The sequence below is a fragment of the Corynebacterium atrinae genome (assembly GCF_030408455.1).
In the GTDB taxonomy this organism is placed as follows: Bacteria; Actinomycetota; Actinomycetes; order Mycobacteriales; family Mycobacteriaceae; genus Corynebacterium; species Corynebacterium atrinae.
The window spans coordinates 2,576,428-2,594,381 of record NZ_CP046977.1; the positions used below are offsets into that span (position 1 = coordinate 2,576,428).

The window sequence follows — 17,954 nt, forward strand, 5'->3', positions numbered from 1 at the left end:
CGCGTTCATGAGAAGCCGAATCCTCCTAGTTCTCGTGGCCCTAGGCTTCATTGTGGCTACTTCTCCCCTGCTTATCGACGCCTCCCCTCCCGCTACCGCCCAATCCACATCGGTCGCCCAGGTCGACGTCGTCGACCTCGCCGGTGAACTCAGCCCCGGCGACGTCGACCTACTCACCTCCCAAACCCCCACCATCCCCCTGCCCGCCGATGTCACCACAGTGAACTACTTGCTGTTCGCCACCAACGACGACAACCTCAACGACACCGTCCTGGACTACGCCAAACAAGACCGCCCCGACCTCATTTCCGCCGACGGCGACAAATGGGCACCTGGCCACCTCCTCGTCGCCGTGGGACTGGATCCTAAAAGAATGGGCGTGTACTGCGGAGATGACGTCTGCGCCTCGATCGGCCTCTACGAGTCCGGCCGCCTCGACGGCATCCTCGACCGCATGGAACCCCCGCTCAAGGACGGCAACTGGGCCGCCGGCCTCCTCCAAGGCGCCATGGCAGCGGCCGATCCGACGGCCACCCGTAACAACGGCGGTGGCGGGTCTGGAGACAACACGGGCCTCTACCTTGCCGCCGGTCTCACCGGCCTCGGCGGGGTCGCGGCCGTTGGCCTCGGCGGTGCCATGGTAGCCCGCAGCCGCAAGAACAAGGCAGCAACCGCCCGCTCCCAGTTCGACGACCTGCAACGCAACTACGGGCGCGTGGCCCAAGAGCTACCCGCCATCGACGTTCGGGCCACCTCACTGACCTCCCCCCTGGCCAACGATGCCTTAAGGCGGCAGTGGGCAGAAGTCCGCGACGGCTTCCTCGCCATTCACTCCGACATGGATGCCCTGGGCGAGCTCAGCGCCTCCTCCGATGACAAGCGCTTCCGCTCCCACGCTGCGCGGATATCCAGCGCGCATGAGAAGCTCACCCGACTGACCACGGCGGAAGAGAATATCGAAATGCTCGCCAGCATGGAACACGGCGATGCCTCAGTGCGTAGGCGAGAGCTCAGCACACTCCACGAAGACATCCTCGAAGCACTCGCCGCCGAACCCGAGTCCGATTTGGTTCCCCAGCTCGAAGAACTCGGCCGCGATGTCGTTGCCCTGCGCTCAGACCTGGAGGCTCCCAGCTTTATGGACCGCTTCGCCGACCTGCTGACCAGGCATCGCGTCCTCGTCGAGGCCGCCACGAAACGCCTTTACGACGCTTCCGACGTCGAGGCCTCCGACGAACACCACGCACCGGCGCTGTGGGAATCGACGTGGCGCCCCGGCTACGGCTTCCAGGGATATGTGCCGTTCGCCATCACCAGCGCGTGGCATCACCAAGACGTGGAGGCGCATGCCGCGGCCGCGTCATCGTCTAGCGCGACGACCGGCTACTCCAGTCCCGGCTTCTCCGGCGGGGGCGGGTCGCGCGGGTTCTAGGGTTGCACAAATTCTCTAGAATGTGGAACCCGTCTGCTCGCGAACTGGGAAAACGTCAGGAGGGCACGCGCATTCTAGAGAATTTTGGCACCTGCGTTCCGGTTAAGCCGCCAGGGGCTCCGCATCTTGTGCGAGGGGACGGATGTCGAGGTCCTGGAGGAGGCGGGCGACGGCGCCTTCGAGCTCATCAGCAAACTGACGAGTAGCAGTCAGGTCCATACCGTCGGTGTGAGAAACGTCCCAGTGCACGTAGCGGCGCCCTGGCAGATCAGCGTCCTCATCCATTCCGAGGTAGACAACCAGGTCGGGGGCATCGAGGGTTCGGTCGTGGGCGCTCACCGCGGCACCTGCAAGGCCACGCTCAGAGATGACCCATTCGATGAGGTTATCTTCGCGGTTTTCCGGGTGGGTAGCGGCGGTGGTTGCTACGACGCCATTGTTGCTCAGGCGGCGAGCAAGGCCGGCGGCCAGGACGGCGACGGGGGCGTTACTGCGGTTAACGAAGAGGATCTTCTTCCGTGGTGTTCCAACGTCTCCATGTGTCCAGGCGTGGTCTTCGATCTGCTCGGCGGCATCGCGGGCGATGAAGATGGGGAGAAAATCAGTCACCTTCGCCGTCGCAGTGTGACGGGTGATGACCTTGTCCAGGATGGAGTCAATGATCCGCGCGTCGCAGGCGTGGCCGTAGCGGGTGTAGAGGTCGCGGCGGACGAGGAAGAAAGAGTTGTTGTTCATGATGAATGCTCGCTTTCGTGTGCGGGGAGAAAGGTTAATTCCCTCACCCCGGTTGTTAACCTTGCGTTCACCTTACGTTACTCAAGGCGCGCCCGGCAAGCATTATCCAGCGGTTTTATCTCAACCCGCAACATAACCGCAGGTCACAGCGGTTCATCTTTCGTTAACTTAAGGTTAATCGGCCACGAGGTTGAACATCCACAGCACCCCGAAACGGTCGCGCACCTGCCCGTAGAGAGATCCCCACGCCTGCTTCTCCAAAGGCATGTGGACCTCGCCGCCCTCGGCGAGCGCGTCGAACCACTCGAGGGCCGCGGGGTTGGGGCGGTCGGATCCGATGCACAGGCTGCGGGAGGGATTTCCGTCGCCCTCACCATCCGTGTCATCGCAATCGGAAGCCATGAAGGTCCAGCCATCAGCAGTTTCGAGGTGGGCGTGCATGATCCTCTCGTCATCATCAGGCACGCCGAAGTCAGCCCCGGTAGCGATGTCGAGTTGGCCACCGAAGACGGAGTGGTAAAAGGTCATCGCCTCGCGGGCATTACCAAGGAACTGCAGGTAGGGATTGATCCACGTAGTCATGGTTTGATTCTAGGCCGGAAAAGTTGCCACGTGGCCAGGGAAACCGCGCCACCCAGGACTAGGCCACCAAGCAAGTCAGTTACCCAATGAACTCCCAGGTAGAGCCGGGTCCAGCAGACGAACAGCACTGCCAGCCAGGCCAGGCCGATGGCCCAGCGATGGCGCGGCCACCACCACACGGTGAGCATCGTAGCCAGCGCAGCGACCGCGGTGGCATGGCCGGAGGGGAATGCGAAGTTAGTTTCCTCAATGAGCCGGCCCTCAACCGGCGGCCGATCCCGCCCGATCACCGCCTTGAGCAGGTGGCTCAACAGATTGGCGACGAGCACCGCCACCGGTGCTGCCACCCACCACACCTGGCGAGTGCGCAGGACCTGCACCGCCGCGATGACGATGGCCAGCAGGGCCATCGCCGTGGGGCCGGTGAGGTGGCTCAGGACGGTGAGCACGGGGGCGTCGAAAAGCTAGCTACACGGCGCTGAAGTTGGACTTCCCCAGCTCAACGACAAGATCCTTGATGTGGGCCTCGATGTCATCGGCGATGGCTCGGACTTCATCGAGGGATTTGCCGGCGGGGTCGGCGATATCCCAGCGCTCGATGCGATCGCCCGGGATGCCGGGGAGCTCGTCGACGCCCATGAGCACAATGACGCTGGAGCGGTGGACCGTGCGGGGGACGATTTCCTTTTGGTACAGGTGGGCGTTAGGGATGCCGCGCTCTTCCAGCACTTCGATGACCTGCGGGTCAATCCCGCCGACGGGGTTGAGGCCGACGGAGCGGACGAAAACGCGATCGCCGATGACGTGATTCATGATGGCGGAGGCGAGCTGCGAACGACCGGCGTTACGCTCGCAGACGAACAGCACCTCCGGGCGGGCGGTACCGCTGCGACCGGCGGCCTCGGCGCGGCTTTCGAGCTCCTCCGATACCTCGCGCTCGACGATGATGGGCAAGAACGTCTCGATTTTTGCGCGGGCCTCGGCCTCCGCGATGGCTTTATCCATGAGCTCATCGATGGTTCCGGCGTAGAAGTATTGCCCGTAACGGCGGTGCATGTCTTCGCGGACGATGGCGTAGCGGTCGTTGGACGTGGTGCTCATGGCGTGCCTCCCGGGGAGCGCTGTTTCTATTTTGTTAACCTGCAGTTAACCTTAAGGCACCCCGGGGGCTGTGACAAGTCGCCTTTAGTGGCCGCGCCCCTGCTCAAGTGCCGCACCCTCGTCAAAGAAGGGCACCAGCTTGTTCTCGAACATCGTCAGCGCCGAAGCGATGGCCATGTGCATGTCCAGGTACTGGTACGTTCCCAGCCGACCACCGAAAAGCACCTGGTTATCGCGGGCTTCCGCGGCGGCGAGCTCGCGGTAGGCCAGGAGCTTCTCACGATCGTCGGGGGTGTTGATCGGGTAGTAGGGCTCGTCGCCCTCCTCGGCGAAGCGGGAGTATTCCTTCATGATGACCGTCTTGTCCTTGGGATAGACGTCCTCGCGCTCCGGGTGGAAGTGACGGAACTCGTGGATGCGGGTGTAAGGAACCTCAGCATCGTTGTAGTTCATCACCGGCGTGCCCTGGAAGTCGCCCGTCTCCAGCACCTCGGTTTCGAAGTCGAGCGTGCGCCAGCCCAGTTCGCCGGCGGAGTAGTCAAAGTAGCGATCGAGGGGGCCGGTGTAGATGACCGGGGCGTCGGGGGACGCTGCGCGCAGCTCGTCGCGCACGACGAACCAGTCGGTGTCCAGGGCGACGTCGATAAGCTCATTGTCCGCCATGCGCTGCAGCCAGGCAGCATAGCCGTCGACCGGTAGGCCTTCGTAGGTGTCATTGAAGTAGCGGTTATTGAAGGTATAGCGGACGGGCAGACGAGTGATGTTGCCCGCCGGCAAGTTCTTGGGGTCCGTCTGCCACTGCTTGGCGGTGTAATCGCGGATGAACGCCTCGTAGAGCGGGCGGCCGATGAGCGAGATCGCCTTTTCTTCCAGGTTGGTCGCGTCGGCGGAATCGATCTCGGCGGCCTGCTCCTTGATCAAAGCCTTCGCCTCGTCGGGCGAGTAGTACTGGCCGAAGAACTGGTTAATCAGCCCCAGGCCCATGGGGAACTGGTACGCCGTGCCGTCGTGCATGGCGAAGACACGATGCTGGTAACCCGTGAAATCCGTGAACTGGTTGACGTAGTCCCACACCTTCTTATTAGAGGTATGGAACAAGTGCGCGCCGTACTTGTGGATCTCGATGCCCGTGTTCGGCTCAGCCTCCGAGTAGGCGTTTCCGCCAAGGTGATCGCGGCGCTCGACGATGAGCACCCGCTTGCCCAGTTGGGTAGCCGCCCTTTCGGCCACGGTAAGGCCGAATAGTCCCGAGCCGACAACGATGAGGTCATAGGTTTCCGTCATGCCAGTCAGGCTAATCGACGCCCGCCCACCCCGCGCAATGCGACACCTTCGACGTCGCCATGCGGCGACACTCCAGTCACATTGGTACCAATTGCCCCGACTATGTACTAGAGTTTACTATCGACCCAACCTGCAACACCTGCATCACCAATCATAGGGAGCCCCATCGTGCAGCAACGACGCCGAATCGCCACGTCCCGGCAAGCCAGCGTCAATCCGACGTTGGCTATTGTCCTGTCCACCGCCCTGGTCGTATCCGCCGCCTTCGGCGGCAACCAGATCCTCAAGACCCAGGAAACCGGCGGCAATCCCATCGACGCCGCCATGGCCACGGACTCCTTCGCCTCCGGCGCCAACGTGGTCGTCGAAGACGCCGCGATCTCCGCCCAGTCAGGCGAGCCCGGACCCCGCACCGTTAAGGAATTCACCCGCGACGAGCAGTTCTCCATGTTCGCCGTCACGTGGGACGGCGACCGTGACATCGCCGCCTACATCCGCGCCGAAAGCGCCGACGGCACCTGGGGACCCTGGTACAACGCCGAGCCCATCGGCCTCGAGGAGGGCGGCACCGCCAACGGCACCGACCTCATCTACGTCGAGCCGACCAACAAGGTCCAGGTTTCCGTCGCCGGCGTCGACATCATCGGCGACCAGGCTGTCGACGTCACCGTGCCGGGCGAGGGCAACGCCGAACAGGCCGAAGCCGCCGCCCCCGCAGTCGTGCCGGAGGCAGCCGCCCCCGCCCCTGCTCCTGCACCTGCTCCCGCTCCGGTGGAAGAACCCGCCCCCGCGGCCGCACCGGCTCAGGTCTCCACCACCGACGGTGGCCTGGCTCCCCTGCCCACCAACTACGGCGACATCAAGCCCGTCGCGGACGTCGCTGCCCAAGACGACCTAGGCGTAGTGTTCATCGACGGTAAGGCCGATGAAGGCGGCATCGCCCTCGCCACCAACTCGACGACCTACGGCATGCCCAACGTGGTGAGCCGCGCTGGCTGGGGAGCCAACGAAAGCATCCGCTGCAGTTCCCCGTCCTACGACAGCTTCACCCAGGCGGCGGCCGTGCACCACACAGCCGGATCGAACAACTACACCCAGGCACAGGCCGCCGGCATCATGCGCGGCATGTACGACTACCACGCGAAGGCGCTCGGCTGGTGCGACCTCGGCTACAACGCCGTCGTGGATAAGTTCGGCACGATCTACGAAGGCCGCGCCGGTGGCTTGGACAAGTCCGTTCAGGGCGCTCACGTGGGTGGATACAACCACAACACCTTCGGCATCTCCATGATGGGCAACTACGACACCGCCGTGCCCTCCACCGCCCTCATCAACTCCGTGGGCGAGATGATCGGCTGGAAGGCCGCAGTCGCCGGCTTCAGCCCGATGGGTAGCAAGTCCTACACTCCGCGAGCCTTCAGCGGGAACAAGTACCCGGCCGGGGTTCCCATGACCCTGCAAAACGTGTTCGCACACCGCGACGCTCAGGTCAACACCTGCCCGGGCCAGTACGGATACGCCCAGATGGGCAACATCCGCAGCATCGCGGAAAAGAAGTACCAGCAGATCAAGGGCGGAACCGCCAGCACTGGTTCCAACCCGATCATCACCAATCCGACGGTCCCGACGAACCCGGTAGTGACCGACCCGAACCGCCCCGCACCGCAGACTCTGCCGGCCCAGTTGAGCAGCGCCATCAACGGTGACACCACCGCCATCGCCAGCATCGTGGGAACCCTGGCTGCGGTCGCCATTGGCGCCGCTGTCGCAAACGGCTCCCTTCCGGGTGGAGTAAACAAGGTCGGTGACGTGGAGGTCATCCAGGGCCTGAAGATCGCAGACCTCAAGCCCTTCGCCGATACCGCCATCTCCATGTCGGGCAATTCCGACATCGAGAAGACCTGGAGCCGGATTTCCACCACGCTCGGCCCCGTTCTCGGTGCCTCCCGCGGCGGCATCAGCACCACCGGCACCACCACCGGCATCTCGGCTATCGACGGCCTCCTGCTCGGCGCCGGCGGCGGCAAGGGAAGCACCGACTACGCGGTCTTTGACAACGGCATCATCCTCAACAACCAAGAGGTGGGCACCAAGGCGCTGTGGGGTGTGATCGCCGATACCTGGGCTGGCCAGGGCTTCGATCTCGGCCCGCTCGGCCTGCCCACCAGCGAAGAGTACGCCTCGGGCAACACCCTCCGCGTAGATTTCCAGGGCGGCTACATCACTTACGATCCCGCCACCGGCACCGTCGACGTCAAGCTGACTTAGGCCCAGTCGACGGAACGCTCCACGGCCTTGTCCCACAGGGCCACCAGTTCCTCCCGCTCCTGCGTCCCCCACTCCGGGGACCAGGAGCGGTCTTCTTTTTGCAGCGACCTCACAGAGTCAAGCGAGGGCCAGAAACCAGCACCGATGCCCGCGGCGAAGGCCGCACCCATGACCGTGGTCTCGATATTCGCCGGCCGGACCACGCTGGAACCAAGGACATCGGCCTGCAGTTGCATGAGCAAATCATTGGCCACCATGCCGCCATCGACCCGCAGCTCATTGAGCGAGAGCCCCGAGTCCGCGATCATCGCCTCCACCACCTCTTTGGTTTGCAGGGCCGTGGCTTCCAGGGCGGCTCGGGCGATGTGACGGCGATCAGCGAAGCGGGTGAGGCCGACAATGACGCCGCGGGCGTCGGGACGCCAGCGGGGAGCGAACAGCCCCGAGAAGGCAGGAACGATGACCACACCACCGTTGTCGTCGACCCGAGCGGCGAGTGTCTCAATTTCTTGAGCCGAGCGGATAATTCCCAGCTGGTCCCGCAGCCATTGGATGAGCGACCCACCCACCGCGACTGACCCTTCTAGGGCGTAGACCGGCTTCTCCCCCTCGATCTCGTAGAGGACGGTACTCAGCAGTCCGTGCTGGCTCACCATCGGCTCCGAACCGGTATTGAGCAGGAGAAATAGTCCGGTGCCATAAGTATTCTTTGCATCACCTTCCGCGAAACAGCCCTGCCCGAACATCGCGGATTGCTGGTCCCCGAGGATGCCGGTGATTGGTACGGCGCGCAGGGTGCCGCGGCGGCGCACCTGACCAAAGCGCCCCACCGACGGTCGGATCTCCGGGAGCATCTGGAGGGGAACGCCGACGGCGTCACACAGCTCGGGGTCCCACTGCCGGGTCCGCAGGTCCATGAGCAAGGTGCGCGAGGCGTTGGTCACGTCCGTGGCGTGCACTGCCGCGCGGCCCTCGTCACCGCGGGCGCCACCGGTGAGGTTCCACAGCAGCCAGGTATCCATCGTCCCGGCGAGCAACTCTCCCGATTCGGCCCTCTTCCGCGTGCCCTCCACATGATCGAGGATCCACGCAATCTTTGGGCCGGCGGAGTAGGAATTAGCCAGCAGACCCGTTCGCTCAAACCAGCGGCGCGGGTTATCCCCGGCGATGTCTTCGGTACGGGTGTCTTGCCAGACAATGGCGTTGTAGATAGGCCGCCCGGTCGCTCTGTCCCACACGACGGTGGTCTCGCGTTGGTTGGTCACCCCGAGGGCAGCAAAATTCTCTGGCGACGCATCGATGCTCACCATCGCCTCCGACACCGCCAGCCGGGTATTTGACCAAATTTCCATCGGGTCGTGTTCGACCCAGCCTTGCCGGGGCATGATCTGCTCGTGCTCGAACTGGGCGGAGGAGACTACGTCACCCGCCTGGTTGACAATGACACAGCGTGTCGACGTCGTCCCCTGGTCGATCGCGACCACATACGGCTTTTCCTGGGATACATTCACGGTCTTAGAACCAGCGCTCGAGGACTTGCGCCAAACCTTCGTCATTGTTGGTGGCTGTGACGAAATCGGCGGCGTCTTTAACCGAATCCCGGGCGTTGCCCATCGCCACGCCGAGACCCGCCCATTGGAGCATCTCGATATCGTTGGGCATGTCTCCCAGGCAGAGGACCTCTGACCTATCGACGCCGTGGAGCTCCGCGAGCGTCGATACGCCCAAAGCCTTGGTGACGCCAGGGGCGGCGATTTCGAGCAGCCCTTCATTCATGGAGTAGGTGACGTGCGCGAGGTCGGGGTCGATGAAGGGGAAGATTTTGTCGAACATCTCAGGCGCGCTCAGCCCTTCGTGGCGCAAGATCATCTTCGCCGCCGGCTGGGAGATGACCTCGTGTTCGGGGAGCACTCCGTACCCCTGCTCCTCCCAGGTATGGAGGAACCCGGGTGTGATGACGAAGATTTCTTCCTCCGGGTCGAAGGCGGACTGGCCGACGCGCTCGCATCCGACGGCGACCCCACCGACGTCGTAAAACGCCTCCTTCGCCGACTCCAGCACGAGGGTCATGGTCTCCGGGTCGAGGACATGGGAACGCAGGACGCGATCAGTCGCGGAATCATAGAGCACGGCCCCGTTGGAGGTGACGCACACGGGGCGCACGGTCAGCTGGTCCAACACCGGGAAGATCCAGCGATGAGGGCGGCCGGTAGCCAAAGCCACTTCGGTGCCGGCCTCCACTGCTCGGACGATCACATCACGCACCCGGGGAGTCACCCTGTCCTGGGAGTTGAGCAACGTCCCATCGACATCGCTGGCGACCAGCTTTGGTGCGTGATCCATGTTATCGCTTCCTGAACAGGTTCTTGAGTCGGGCTCTAACAGTGCGTGCGTTGCCAAGGGCCGCATCCGCGCGCTTGTTCAACCGCTCCGAAACCTTGGCTTCCTTGCGTTCCTTCCGCGCTTCACGCTCTTCGGCGTCGAGGCGGGCGGCGTCGAAAAGCGTCGGGGCGCTGCCGCCCTGATCGGAAGGGATCCAGAACTCCCCGGAAGGAAACGGGCCGTAGGCCCGGGTGTAGTCATCGCGGACTTGGTCAAGCATCCCGTTCATGACGGACTTCAAGCGTTCGGTGGCCACGTCCGGATCGCCGGTCGGGTCGACTGGCTCCCCAACGCGGATAAAGATCGGGGTATTGCTCCGCCCAAGCCGCTTGGGGTGATCCTTGGTCCACACGCGCTGCGAACCCCAGATGACCACCGGCAATAGCGGGGCATCGGCTTCCTCGGCGATGCGGACCGCACCGTTTTTGAAATCCTTGAGCTGGAATGCGCGGGAGATCGTCGCCTCAGGGAAGATCCCCACCAACTGCCCCCGGCGCAGCCGGGCGACGGCCTCGGTGCGGGAGGAACCTCCGGCGGCGCGGTCGACCGGCAAATGATCCATCGAGCGCATGAGTTTGCCGATGACGGGAACGTTAAACACTTCCTGCTTCGACATGAACCGGACCAAGCGCTTCCCCCGCAGGAGAGCTGGGATGCCAGCGAAGATGAAGTCGTAGAAACCGGTGTGATTAATGGCGAGCAACGCGGGACCCGAGGTCGGAACATTCTCCGCTCCGAACACTGTGATGGTCAAGCCCTGGGCGGACATGATCTTTCGCAGGAGCGGAATCATCACCCGGTTGTAGGGTGCTTCTTTCGCCTCTTGGGGGTGGTCGGGCACGGTGGGAAAGCCGCGGGGAACGTAGAAACCGCCGCGGCGTTCAAAACGAGTATGTCCGCTCATGGTTACCTTTTCGGTTCGATGACGTCCTTGCCCACGAAGGGGCGCAACGCCTCGGGGACGACGACGGAACCATCGGCCTGCTGGTTGTTTTCCAAAATGGCAACGAGCCAACGAGTCGTAGCCAGCGTTCCGTTGAGGGTGGCGGCTACCTGCGCCTTGCCGTTCTCATCGCGGTAGCGGGTCTGCAGGCGACGGCCCTGGAAAGTGGTGCAGTTCGAGGTGGAGGTCAGCTCACGGTAGGTCCCTTGGGTGGGCACCCAGCCTTCGGTGTCGAACTTGCGGGCGGCGGAGGCTCCGAGGTCACCGCCAGCAATATCGATGACCCGGTAGGGAACCTGCATTGCGGCAAGCATCTCGCGTTCCATGGCGAGCAGGGCCTGGTGCTGCACCTCAGCTTCCTCCGGTTTGCAGTAGACGAACATTTCCACCTTGTCGAACTGGTGGACGCGGATGATGCCGCGGGTGTCCTTGCCATAGGAACCGGCTTCGCGTCGGAAGCACGAGGACCAGCCGGCATACTTGAGCGGGCCATTGCGCAGGTCAATGATCTCGTCTTTGTGGTAACCGGCCAGGGCAACCTCGGAGGTACCCACCAGGTACAGGTCATCGCGCTCGAGGTAGTAGATCTCCTCGGAGTGGTCCCCCAGGAAACCGGTGCCCTGCATGATCTCCGGGCGCACGAGCACCGGCGGGATCATCAGCTGGAAGCCAGCCGCACGGGCCTTCTGGGCCGCCAGCAACATCATGCCCAACTGGAGGAAGGCCCCGTCACCGGTGAGGTAATAGAAGCGGGAACCGCCGACCTTAGTACCGCGCTCCATGTCGATGAGCCCCAAATTGGTGCCCAGTTCTAAGTGGTCCTTCGGCTCGAAATCGAAGGTGGTGGGCTCCCCGACCGTGTCCAGTACGATGAAGTCGTCCTCGCCGCCCGCCGGGGCACCGGCGACGACATTAGACAGGCGCATCTGGATCTCAAAGACCTTGTCCTCGGCGGATTTCTGGCCTTCTTCGGCTTCCTTAACCTTGGCCTTCAGCTCATTGGATCCTGCTAGCAAGGCGGAGCGATCCTCCGGCGCGGCCTGGCCGATTTTCTTGCCAAAAGACTTCTGCTCGTTGCGCAGGGCGTCGGCGGCCTGGATGGCCTCGCGGCGGATTTCATCGGCGGCTAGCAGTTCGTCGACCAGCCCGGGATCCTCGCCGCGGGTCACCTGAGAGGCGCGGACTACGTCGGGATTCTCACGAAGGAATTTGAGATCAATCACGCCCCGAGCCTACCGCGCGCAGGGGTCAACAGCAGATATCAGTTGCCCACTCCCCCGGGCTCTCATCTAATTTTGAGCTAAAACCTAAAGGCATTCCTATGCTGTACATAGTTTTTCACTCCCTAAATGCACACTGGTAATAACCAGCCCTCTAGAATAGGACTATGCCAACTTCTTCTCGGAAGTCACCTGCCCCAGAGCTACCCGATCGAATCATTGTTGATGGACCGATTCCCAAGCACGCTCAACTCAGGTCGATTTTGGAAGAAATGTGTACCACGCAACTACACCCTGGCGATATTCTGCCCGGCGAACGGGCACTGGAGGAAGCCTATGGCGTCTCCCGCATCACGGTCCGCCGCGCCATTGGCGATCTCGTCGCTTCCAACCGCTTGCGCCGCGTCCGCGGACGAGGCACCTTCGTCGCCCCGAGCCCCCTGGTATCGCGACTGCACCTCGCCTCCTTCAGCTCGGAAATGAAGTCCCAGAATGTCGTCGCCTCCTCGAAGATCCTCATGGCCGGGCGCGCCTGCGCCCCACCCGAGGTGGCGAGTTTCTTTGGTGCCACCCCCAGCCTGCTCCACACCCACCTGCGCCGACTGCGGCTAGGCGACGGTGAACCCTATTCCATCGATGACGGTTGGTACAACGCGACTTACGTCCCCAATTTGCTGGAAAACGACGTGTACAACTCCGTCTACGCCATCGTGGAACGTGACTACGACCTACCCATCACGGAAGCTGACCAGGTTGTCACTGCGGTGGAAGCGGACGACCATCAGGCCGAGCTGCTCGAGGTCCCTCCGGGCACCGCATTGCTCCACATCGTGCGTTTTTCCCGGTCCAATTCCTTACCCATTGAGTGGTGTTCCTCGGTGTATCGCACGGATCGTTACCGCTTGAATACACGCGTCTCCAGGGCCGAAGGGCTCTAATAGCTCTTCTAAAAGGTCTTGGAATCGCGTGGCGCGTTGGTATCGTCAACTCCAACTGGGCACAATGGGAGAACTATGAACCTGCGATCCGCTCGATCAGCGACAGCCGTGCGCACCGGCCTCGTGGCGACTTTGTGCGCGGCCACCGCGATCGGGACCTTCAGCTATGTCACTGGCCACCCGGTCGGCGGTGACTCCACCCATGATGGTTCGATCAACGCCTCCGCCGACGATCCAGCATCGTTCACCACGGCCGATGTTGGTGCCTGCCTCACGTGGAATGTCTCCGACTCGGGGGAAGTGACCAACTTCGAGCAGACCCCATGCGATAGCGAGCACCGCTTCGAGGTCTCCGCCCGGGAAAACCTGGGCACTTATCCGTCCTCTGAGTTTGGCGATGAGGCGCCCCGCCCGGATCTCACCCGCCAAGCCCAGCTGCGCGAAGAACTGTGCCAAGCCCCGACGCTTCGCTTCCTCAACGGGCGTTTCGACCCGGTCGGCCGCTACTCCATCGCCCCGATTTTGCCGCCCGCCGCTGCGTGGGAGGCCGGGGATCGGACGATGTTGTGCGGGTTGCAGTCCACCGATTCCTCGGGCATGCCCATGCTCACCGTCGGCAGTGCCTCCACGCAGGACCAGGCGCGGGTATCCAAGCCGGGGGAGTGCGTCTTGGTGGATAATTCCCATTCGCTGCGGACGGTCGATTGTTCTGAGGACCACAACTTGGAGATCACGCAGGTGGTTGACCTCACCGCACAGTTCCCCGAGGGTGTTCCTTCGGTGGAGGACCAGGACCGCTACCTGTCCGGGGTGTGCACCCAGGCCGCCATGGACTACCTCGGCGGGGAAGAGCAGCTCTATCAATCCACCCTGCAGCCCTATTGGGGCACCTTGGAGCAACCGTCGTGGATCGGTGGTTCCCGCTCGGTAAACTGCGCGCTCACCTTCGCCCGCGAGGACGGGGCCTTTGCCACCGTGACCGGTTCCGCAAAGGACGGCCGCGAAGCCCTCAAGGTGGACGGCCAGACCCCCGCCGCCCCGCCGGAGCGTGATCCTCTCCGAGACGCCGCTCGCACCCCGTGATCGAGGTCTCTGATGCCTCCTTCGAGGAAATGGTCAATGACGCCATTGATCTCATCCCCGAGGAGTTCGCCCGCCACTTAGGCAACGTCGTCTTCCTCGTGCAGGAGTTCAACGAGGCCAACCCAGAGATCCTCGGTCTCTACGAGGGCGTGATGCTCACCGAGCGCACCTTCGACCACACCGGGTTCCTGCCCGACACGATCTCCATCTACAAGGGCGCGCTCCAGCGTTTCTGCGACACCGAAGAGCAACTGGCAGCGGAGATCAAGGTGACGGTGTTCCACGAGGTCGGGCACTACTTCGGGCTCGAGGAGCACGAGCTGCACGAACTCGGCTGGGGCTAACTCAGGGCTAGCCCACAATCTCAGCCCGGCAGATCCCCATCCGCCCAGCGCAGAATGTCCCAGCTACCGAACTCCTTGCCCACCGGGTCAAGCACGATGAAGCGACAATTGCCCAGGTAGCTGGCGAAGGCGTAGTCGGGGTCGACGCCGGAGGCGTGGGCGGCAACAGTCCGGATCGCTGCCCCGTGGCTGACCACAAGGACGTCATCCTCCTGCCCATCGGCGAGGTTATCTTCGACCAAGCCTTCGAGCACCGGTTGGAAGCGATCGAGCACCTGACCGTAGGTTTCGCCACCGGGAGTAGCCGCGAATTCGTCGCCTCCCAGCCAGCCCCGCAGGGCCTGGTAGTAGTGCAGTTGGGATTTTTCATCACTGCGCAGTTCGAGGTCTCCGGCGAAAATCTCGTGCACACCGGGGAGCACATCGATGCGTTGGCTCCCCTCCGGCAAGCCTGCGGCTTCCTCGTATGCCTGGACGGCGAGGACTGCGGTCTGTTGGGCGCGCAGGGCGACGGAGGAGGCGACCGTCGATAAGCGACTGTATTTTGCCAGTTCGAAGCCGACTTCCCGGGCTTGGGCACGGCCTTTGGCCGTGAGTTCGGCGCCGGGCGGGCGGGTGTCCAGGCGACGATTGACGTTGCTGTGGGTCTGCCCGTGGCGCAAGAGGATGAGGCGTCCGGGCATGCTAGGCGACCCCGCCTTCGAGACCTTCGCGCGCGGCCAGCACCCAATCGGTGGCGAGTTGCAGGCGGTTGAGGTTCGATTCCAGCTCCTCGGGCCGGCCCTCCTCGCGCGGGATCGGCCACGATCCGAGGTAGGTGATGTCCTCCGCTCGGAGCCACAGGGCGCGGAGCGCTTCGGCGAGGGGGGCGTCGTCGATGTGGCCGATGAGGTCGACATAGAAGTGGTAGGTGCCGAATTCCTGGCGGGTGGGCCGCGACTCAATGCGGCTCATGTCGACGCCCCGCAGCGCGAACTCAGTGAGCGCGCCGACGAGGGTGCCAGGCTCGTTGGGGAGGGTGAACACGACCGTCGTGGAATCGTTGCCGGTGCGGGCGGTGGGGACGCCGCGGGCACCGACGACAACGAAGCGAGTGCGCGCTCCGGCCAGGTCAGCGACGTTCTCTGCCAAAACATCAAGCCCGAAGAGGGCGGCGGCACGGTCGGGGGCGGCAGCAGCATCGGCGCGCCCCTCCGCGACGGCCTCGGCGGCGGCCGCGTTAGAGGAGGCCGGGATGAAGCTCGCCCCGGGGATGTTCTCAGCCAGCCACTTGCGAACCTGCTGGTGGGCGACGGGGTGCGTGGCAAAAGTCCGCACGTCCTCCAACGCCATGCCGGGCCGCACCATGATGGAGAAGGCGATCTCGAGTTCCAACTCGCGGTAGATCTGCACTCCCCCGTCCTCAACGAGGGCATCGAGCGTCGACGTCACCGAACCATCCACGGAGTTCTCGATCGCCACGCAGGCGAAACTCGCTGCCCCGGTGCGCACCGCGTCGAGCGCCTCCCGCGGTGAACTCACTGGTAGTGGGGTGATGTCCGCCTCCCCGAAGGCCCCGGCCTCGGCGAAGCGCAGGAGCGCTGCCTCCGTAAAAGTTCCGGCGGGCCCGAGGTAAGCGACAGTGGTGGTCATGACTGACAGCCTATCCAGTCGTAATGTGGTCGGCATGGTTTCCTCCGTCCGCGCGACCGTCGCCGCGCTTCGTCGTGGTGAGCTCAGCGCCGTCTCCCAGGTGGAGAAGTTGGCGCGCCGCCTGGATGGCCTCACCCCCGCCGAGCACGGTTTCAGTCATGTGGACCTTGATGCCGCCTATTCGGCGGCCATGCTTATCGACGCCGTCCCTCCCGCACCCCGCAGCCGCCTCCACGGTCTACTCATGCCCATCAAAGACCTGTCGAACGTCGCCGGGATGCCCACCACCTCCGGGTCTGCCCGGCGCGCCCGCCTGGCACACCACAACGACGTGTTCGTGGACGAACTGCTCGCGGAGGGGGTGGTCATCCCGGGGAAGAGTGCCGCGGCGGAGCTGGGGTTGACCATTTATACCGAACCGCCGGGGCTGCCCTTCCCAGATAATCCGCTGTGGCCTGGGCGGACCCCCGCTGGTTCTTCTGGTGGGGCGGCGGTGTTGGTGGCCCGGGGCATCCTGCCCGCTGCTCATGCCTCGGATGGGGGTGGCTCGATTCGGGTGCCGGCTGCGGCCTGCGGGGTCGTGGGCTTCAAACCTTCCGCCCCGCAGTTGGCAGCGCAGGGCTTCATCACGCGCACGGTTGACGATGCAGCGTTCTTGCATGGGTACCCCGGGGGCGTCGGTCCCCGACGGCGGATCGGGGTCTTGGCCGAGCCGCTATTCGCCGAGGCAGAGGTGGATGAGGTGATGCTGGCGGCGTTGGCGTCGGCTGCTTCCGAGTTGGCGGAGGCGGGACACGAGGTCGTGGCGGTGGACCCGTACCCGCAGGCGGCGGATACCTTTGCGGCCTTTCGCACCATCTTTACCTCCAAGCTCGCCGGGTTGCGCGGGCCCACCGAGGGCATTGTCGCCTGGCTGCGCGCTCATGGCCGCGCGGTGACCCGCTCCCAGTTCGCCGAGGCCACGGCACACGCGAGCGCGCTATCCGACCTGCTGGTGCGGACCTGGGACGTCGACGCCCTGCTCACCCCCATGACCACCACCGCCGCTCCCCCACCGATCGGCTACTTCGCGAGCCTCGACCCGGAGGAGAACTTCCTCGCCCAGACCCGCTGGTCGCCCTGGGGGTCACTGTTCAACATGTCCGGGCGCGGGGCGATCTCGGTGCCGTGGGCTGTGGTCGGCGGACCTCCGGTGGGCGTGAACCTCGGGTCGATCACCCTCGACGACGCAGCCCTCCTCCAGCTGGCCACGGAGCTTGAACGATGACTACGCCACGCCTGCAAAGGGTGCGCCTGGAAATCCTCCTGGTCCTCGCCATCACCTTCGGCATCTCCGGGCTGCGGGCCTCGCTCCGGCTCATCGATTCCCTCCTCAGCCCCACTCCCCTCAACGAGCAGCAAGTCACGCTCAACACCACCATGTCCTCGTCCGTGTGGATCGATCTGGGGCTGCAATTGTGTTCGGCCGGGGTGCTCGTCGCCTACGGGTGCCTCGCCCTCTTCCTCCTCGCCGGTGATGGGATCACGCTCCATCGCCCGCGCTGGAGCGACGTGGCCTGGGGCGCTGGGTTGGCGGCGATCATTGGGATTCCCGGCCTGGTTTTCTACGCCTCCGCCGTTCACCTCGGCCTCTCCCGGGTAGTGATCCCCACCACGTTGACGCACCCGTGGACGGAAGTGCCAGTGCAGTTGCTGAGGTCCGGGGCGAACGCCTTTGGCGAGGAAATCGTCGTCGTCTTCTACCTGCTCACCCGGCTGCGCGGCCTCGGCTGGGGTATGCCCGCCGCGCTCGCCGCCTCCAGCGTGCTGCGCGGCAGCTACCACCTCTACCAGGGGGTATCCGCCGGCTTCGGCAATATCCTCATGGGCCTGCTCTACGGCTGGTTTTATTGGCGCACGGGGCGCGTGTGGCCCTTGGTCATCGCTCACTTCCTCATCGATGCCTTCGCCTTCGTCGGCTACTCCTTCCTGGCCGGCAACCTCTCGTTCCTGGGACTGTGACAGGTAACC

The 17,954-nt window shown here is 64.0% G+C and carries 18 protein-coding genes; 7 read left to right on the forward strand and 11 right to left on the reverse strand.

Features of this window, described 5'->3' with window-relative positions; translation table 11 throughout:
- The first annotated feature begins 7 nt into the window (after positions 1 to 7).
- On the forward strand, positions 8 to 1,432 hold the full coding sequence (locus tag CATRI_RS12460) for a DUF5129 domain-containing protein (protein ID WP_290218081.1): 1,425 nt from the start codon (positions 8 to 10) through the stop codon (positions 1,430 to 1,432).
- A gap of 102 nt (positions 1,433 to 1,534) precedes the next feature.
- On the opposite strand, the gene CATRI_RS12465 is transcribed toward CATRI_RS12460, so the two are convergent.
- The 5 genes from CATRI_RS12465 to glf all read right to left on the reverse strand — a co-directional run bounded on the left by CATRI_RS12465 (position 1,535) and on the right by glf (position 5,134).
- Positions 1,535 to 2,167 carry a three-helix bundle dimerization domain-containing protein gene (locus CATRI_RS12465; RefSeq protein WP_290218083.1) on the reverse strand — a complete coding sequence of 211 codons (633 nt, stop codon included), beginning with the start codon at positions 2,165 to 2,167 and terminating at the stop codon, positions 1,535 to 1,537.
- A gap of 174 nt (positions 2,168 to 2,341) precedes the next feature.
- Positions 2,342 to 2,749, reverse strand: a complete 408-nt coding sequence (locus tag CATRI_RS12470) for a VOC family protein (protein ID WP_290218085.1) — start codon at positions 2,747 to 2,749, stop codon at positions 2,342 to 2,344.
- Positions 2,746 to 3,198, reverse strand: coding sequence for a phosphatase PAP2 family protein (locus tag CATRI_RS12475; protein WP_290218087.1), 453 nt, complete (start codon positions 3,196 to 3,198; stop codon positions 2,746 to 2,748). The genes CATRI_RS12470 and CATRI_RS12475 overlap by 4 nt, the downstream gene beginning before the upstream one ends.
- Positions 3,199 to 3,217: 19 nt before the next feature.
- Positions 3,218 to 3,850 carry an arsenate-mycothiol transferase ArsC gene (locus tag CATRI_RS12480; RefSeq protein ID WP_290218091.1) on the reverse strand — a complete coding sequence of 211 codons (633 nt, stop codon included), beginning with the start codon at positions 3,848 to 3,850 and terminating at the stop codon, positions 3,218 to 3,220.
- A gap of 84 nt (positions 3,851 to 3,934) precedes the next feature.
- Positions 3,935 to 5,134: a UDP-galactopyranose mutase gene (gene glf, locus CATRI_RS12485; RefSeq protein ID WP_290218094.1), complete on the reverse strand. Its 1,200-nt coding sequence runs from the start codon at positions 5,132 to 5,134 to the stop codon at positions 3,935 to 3,937.
- A gap of 168 nt (positions 5,135 to 5,302) precedes the next feature.
- Here glf and CATRI_RS12490 point away from each other — a divergent pair, with 168 nt between their 5' ends.
- Positions 5,303 to 7,402 (forward strand): N-acetylmuramoyl-L-alanine amidase, encoded by a 2,100-nt coding sequence (locus CATRI_RS12490; protein ID WP_290218096.1) that lies wholly within the window; start codon positions 5,303 to 5,305, stop codon positions 7,400 to 7,402.
- On the opposite strand, the gene glpK is transcribed toward CATRI_RS12490, so the two are convergent.
- Genes glpK through serS form a run of 4 tightly spaced genes read right to left on the reverse strand, consistent with a single transcriptional unit; the run spans position 7,399 to position 11,950 of the window.
- Positions 7,399 to 8,913 (reverse strand): glycerol kinase GlpK, encoded by a 1,515-nt coding sequence (glpK, locus tag CATRI_RS12495; protein WP_290218097.1) that lies wholly within the window; start codon positions 8,911 to 8,913, stop codon positions 7,399 to 7,401. The genes CATRI_RS12490 and glpK overlap by 4 nt on opposite strands.
- A gap of 4 nt (positions 8,914 to 8,917) precedes the next feature.
- Positions 8,918 to 9,745, reverse strand: coding sequence for an HAD family hydrolase (locus tag CATRI_RS12500; protein ID WP_290218098.1), 828 nt, complete (start codon positions 9,743 to 9,745; stop codon positions 8,918 to 8,920).
- A gap of 1 nt (position 9,746) precedes the next feature.
- Positions 9,747 to 10,688 carry a lysophospholipid acyltransferase family protein gene (locus tag CATRI_RS12505; RefSeq protein WP_290218099.1) on the reverse strand — a complete coding sequence of 314 codons (942 nt, stop codon included), beginning with the start codon at positions 10,686 to 10,688 and terminating at the stop codon, positions 9,747 to 9,749.
- Positions 10,689 to 10,690: 2 nt separating this feature from the next.
- Positions 10,691 to 11,950, reverse strand: a complete 1,260-nt coding sequence (gene serS, locus CATRI_RS12510) for a serine--tRNA ligase (protein WP_290218104.1) — start codon at positions 11,948 to 11,950, stop codon at positions 10,691 to 10,693.
- 164 nt (positions 11,951 to 12,114) lie between these two features.
- Here serS and CATRI_RS12515 point away from each other — a divergent pair, with 164 nt between their 5' ends.
- The 3 genes from CATRI_RS12515 to CATRI_RS12525 all read left to right on the forward strand — a co-directional run bounded on the left by CATRI_RS12515 (position 12,115) and on the right by CATRI_RS12525 (position 14,312).
- Positions 12,115 to 12,885, forward strand: a complete 771-nt coding sequence (locus CATRI_RS12515; RefSeq protein ID WP_290218106.1) for a GntR family transcriptional regulator — start codon at positions 12,115 to 12,117, stop codon at positions 12,883 to 12,885.
- Positions 12,886 to 12,960: 75 nt separating this feature from the next.
- Complete coding sequence (locus CATRI_RS12520) at positions 12,961 to 13,968, forward strand: septum formation family protein (RefSeq protein ID WP_290218109.1); 1,008 nt, start codon at positions 12,961 to 12,963, stop codon at positions 13,966 to 13,968.
- Positions 13,965 to 14,312, forward strand: a complete 348-nt coding sequence (locus CATRI_RS12525) for a metallopeptidase family protein (protein ID WP_290218112.1) — start codon at positions 13,965 to 13,967, stop codon at positions 14,310 to 14,312. The genes CATRI_RS12520 and CATRI_RS12525 overlap by 4 nt, the downstream gene beginning before the upstream one ends.
- A 20-nt stretch (positions 14,313 to 14,332) precedes the next feature.
- Here CATRI_RS12525 and CATRI_RS12530 read toward each other — a convergent pair whose 3' ends face one another.
- Together CATRI_RS12530 and pheA are read right to left on the reverse strand one after the other, a co-directional pair.
- On the reverse strand, positions 14,333 to 14,995 hold the full coding sequence (locus tag CATRI_RS12530) for a histidine phosphatase family protein (protein ID WP_290218114.1): 663 nt from the start codon (positions 14,993 to 14,995) through the stop codon (positions 14,333 to 14,335).
- Position 14,996: 1 nt separating this feature from the next.
- Entirely contained in the window at positions 14,997 to 15,944 is a 948-nt protein-coding gene (gene pheA / locus CATRI_RS12535) for a prephenate dehydratase (protein ID WP_290218117.1), read from the reverse strand.
- Between pheA and CATRI_RS12540 the strand changes: the two genes are divergently transcribed.
- Together CATRI_RS12540 and CATRI_RS12545 are read left to right on the forward strand one after the other, a co-directional pair.
- Positions 15,943 to 17,211 carry an amidase gene (locus CATRI_RS12540; RefSeq protein ID WP_290218122.1) on the forward strand — a complete coding sequence of 423 codons (1,269 nt, stop codon included), beginning with the start codon at positions 15,943 to 15,945 and terminating at the stop codon, positions 17,209 to 17,211. The two genes, pheA and CATRI_RS12540, sit on opposite strands and share 2 nt — an antisense overlap.
- Positions 17,208 to 17,945 carry a CPBP family intramembrane glutamic endopeptidase gene (locus CATRI_RS12545; RefSeq protein ID WP_290218126.1) on the forward strand — a complete coding sequence of 246 codons (738 nt, stop codon included), beginning with the start codon at positions 17,208 to 17,210 and terminating at the stop codon, positions 17,943 to 17,945. The genes CATRI_RS12540 and CATRI_RS12545 overlap by 4 nt, the downstream gene beginning before the upstream one ends.
- Positions 17,946 to 17,954: the final 9 nt, after the last annotated feature.

Bases quoted from the DNA above. Each gene is read 5' to 3' on its own strand.
- CATRI_RS12460 (WP_290218081.1), top strand. From the start codon at position 8: ATGAGAAGCCGAATCCTCCTAGTTCTCGTGGCCCTAGGCTTCATTGTG.
- CATRI_RS12465 (WP_290218083.1), bottom strand. From the start codon at position 2,167: ATGAACAACAACTCTTTCTTCCTCGTCCGCCGCGACCTCTACACCCGC.
- CATRI_RS12470 (WP_290218085.1), bottom strand. From the start codon at position 2,749: ATGACTACGTGGATCAATCCCTACCTGCAGTTCCTTGGTAATGCCCGC.
- CATRI_RS12480 (WP_290218091.1), bottom strand. From the start codon at position 3,850: ATGAGCACCACGTCCAACGACCGCTACGCCATCGTCCGCGAAGACATG.
- glf (WP_290218094.1), bottom strand. From the start codon at position 5,134: ATGACGGAAACCTATGACCTCATCGTTGTCGGCTCGGGACTATTCGGC.
- CATRI_RS12500 (WP_290218098.1), bottom strand. From the start codon at position 9,745: ATGGATCACGCACCAAAGCTGGTCGCCAGCGATGTCGATGGGACGTTG.
- CATRI_RS12505 (WP_290218099.1), bottom strand. From the start codon at position 10,688: ATGAGCGGACATACTCGTTTTGAACGCCGCGGCGGTTTCTACGTTCCC.
- CATRI_RS12515 (WP_290218106.1), top strand. From the start codon at position 12,115: ATGCCAACTTCTTCTCGGAAGTCACCTGCCCCAGAGCTACCCGATCGA.
- CATRI_RS12520 (WP_290218109.1), top strand. From the start codon at position 12,961: ATGAACCTGCGATCCGCTCGATCAGCGACAGCCGTGCGCACCGGCCTC.
- CATRI_RS12530 (WP_290218114.1), bottom strand. From the start codon at position 14,995: ATGCCCGGACGCCTCATCCTCTTGCGCCACGGGCAGACCCACAGCAAC.
- CATRI_RS12540 (WP_290218122.1), top strand. From the start codon at position 15,943: ATGACTGACAGCCTATCCAGTCGTAATGTGGTCGGCATGGTTTCCTCC.
- pheA (WP_290218117.1), bottom strand. From the start codon at position 15,944: ATGACCACCACTGTCGCTTACCTCGGGCCCGCCGGAACTTTTACGGAG.
- CATRI_RS12545 (WP_290218126.1), top strand. From the start codon at position 17,208: ATGACTACGCCACGCCTGCAAAGGGTGCGCCTGGAAATCCTCCTGGTC.